This is a genomic window from Aliivibrio sp. SR45-2, from assembly GCF_963890165.1.
In the GTDB taxonomy this organism is placed as follows: domain Bacteria; phylum Pseudomonadota; class Gammaproteobacteria; order Enterobacterales; family Vibrionaceae; genus Aliivibrio; species Aliivibrio salmonicida.
Genome location: NZ_CAWPRC010000046.1, coordinates 1 through 1,912 on the forward strand (window position 1 = coordinate 1; position 1,912 = coordinate 1,912).

Genomic DNA, 1,912 nt, shown 5'->3' on the forward strand with positions numbered 1-1,912 from the left:
GTCAGAGGGAAATTTGAATCCCGGTTAGTTCCATGGAATGTGGATTCCAGCTCATGGTTATGCTTTGTTATTTTTGATAAACAATCAGGAAACTCTATTGGTATTACAGGTTTTACTGTTGAAAATAATGTTGCTGAAGTCGGTTATCTTTTATTACCTGAATTTTATGGTAATGGCTATGGTTCAGAATCTCTTTCTGGGCTATTGGATTGGGCTGAGTCGGTTCAAGAAATTAATGCTTATAAAGCTGTAGTAACTGAAGGGAATATTGGTTCAGAGAAAGTGTTACTTAAATGTGGGTTTCAGCTTGATCGCATTATTCCAGACGCTTATGAAATTGGTGGGAAATTGTTTGCGGATCATGTTTATTCTCGCGATGACAGAGTTACATAACAATCGCATCAACACGATTTGCTACATTCGGCATTCTAGGTTTCTTTGAGTTTACCGCGTTAAGTGGTAAATTTGAGCTTAATCTGCATGGTAGCAAACGTGTTATGCAGGCATTATGTGCCCTAAGTATCTGTTTATTTTGATCTACCTTAAACTTTATAGCATTGCTTGCTGTAAAGTTAAATGCCATATAGTAAAATATTAGTTCTTTTATTTTAGGATGTTCTAAATATGCCAGTTGCTCAATTGGAAACAGTTTCTGATTTTGAAAAGTTAATTAAGTTAATTTCTGATAATACAGAAGATGTTCAACTTAAAGATATAGATTTGTCTAAAATCTACCCAATATTGGGAGTAAAACTTACAGGTAATGAGCAACGCTTAAATGGTCAACTTACGTCGACTATTTGTAAGGGGTTAAGTGAGTTTCATCTTGACTTACAGAAAGCCTACTGTATTGTGCGTTACAATTCAGATAATTTGCAAAAGTTGCGTACTGAAGACAAAAAAAATCTTGAGATTATCTTCAAGGTAGAGCCTGGATGTACTAATATAATAGGTGATCTTACAGCTCTTTTAGACTCACTTAAAGACGTGGTGCATAAGGCGACAGACAATATGACTGGTAACCAAAAGACAGCTTTCTTTTTAACTCTCGTTCTTAGTATTGGTGGGGCGTATGCTTTCTCTTCTTATACGGACTTACAAAAACAAAAATTAACTTCTGAAAAAGAAATTAAGTTAGCTGAGTTAAATAAAGGCCAAATTGATACATTTACAACAGCTCTTGTTGACGTTGTTAAAGATAATAATGTAGCTCTGGAAAAGCAAGCTAAGGTTGACGCACAAACCCAAAAAGGCTATCAAGGATTAATTAAAACAGCATTACTTTCTGGTGCAACAAATGTAGACTTTAATGGTGCGACTTCTGCTGTTTTAGATATAGCATCAGCATCAGATATGGTAGCAAATAATCAGCCAAGCTTAGAGACAACTGAGGCAAAGCATCCGTTAGATATTATTTCAATTAAAAGAACATCAGATGATAATTTATCAGTTACAGCAAAACTGGAAAGTTCTGAGGCGACCTTTAATTTAGTAGTAAATACTTCTTTCATTGAGCCAAGTGAAATTGAAATTTTATTTAATGGCTTGAGAAATAATCAATTAGTATATGTCGATGGCTCCTATAAAGTTCGTCAAGGCGTGATCGAAAAGGCAATAGCTAGTTCTGTCTCTTCGTCACCTAATTAATGTAAGCCTTCAACTGTTAGTTGGCACATAACAAATCAATCAACACGATTTATTACACTCGGCATCCCTAGGTTGTCGGGTGTTTCTCGTTTTAGGGTGTTAATTTTAAGTATAATCGCATAGTAATAAACGTGTTATTGAGGCGTTGTGCGTACTGAGTCCGAAATTTTTTGCACGGTTCATCAAAAGGATCGCGGCTTTTGTAGTTTTGGCTTAGTAAGCGTTCCTTTCTTCTTTGTTGCCTTTTGGTTTTCGTATTATCAGG

2 protein-coding genes are annotated in these 1,912 nt (G+C 35.5%); both read left to right on the forward strand.

Annotation, left to right across the window (positions count from 1 at the left end; genetic code table 11):
• A partial coding sequence (locus AACV33_RS02455; RefSeq protein WP_182700711.1) for a GNAT family N-acetyltransferase occupies window positions 1–393 on the forward strand: 393 nt, incomplete at its 5' end.
• Window positions 394–624: 231 nt separating this feature from the next.
• On the forward strand, window positions 625–1,647 hold the full coding sequence (locus AACV33_RS02460; RefSeq protein ID WP_255458671.1) for a hypothetical protein: 1,023 nt from the start codon (window positions 625–627) through the stop codon (window positions 1,645–1,647).
• The last annotated feature ends 265 nt before the right edge of the window (window positions 1,648–1,912 follow it).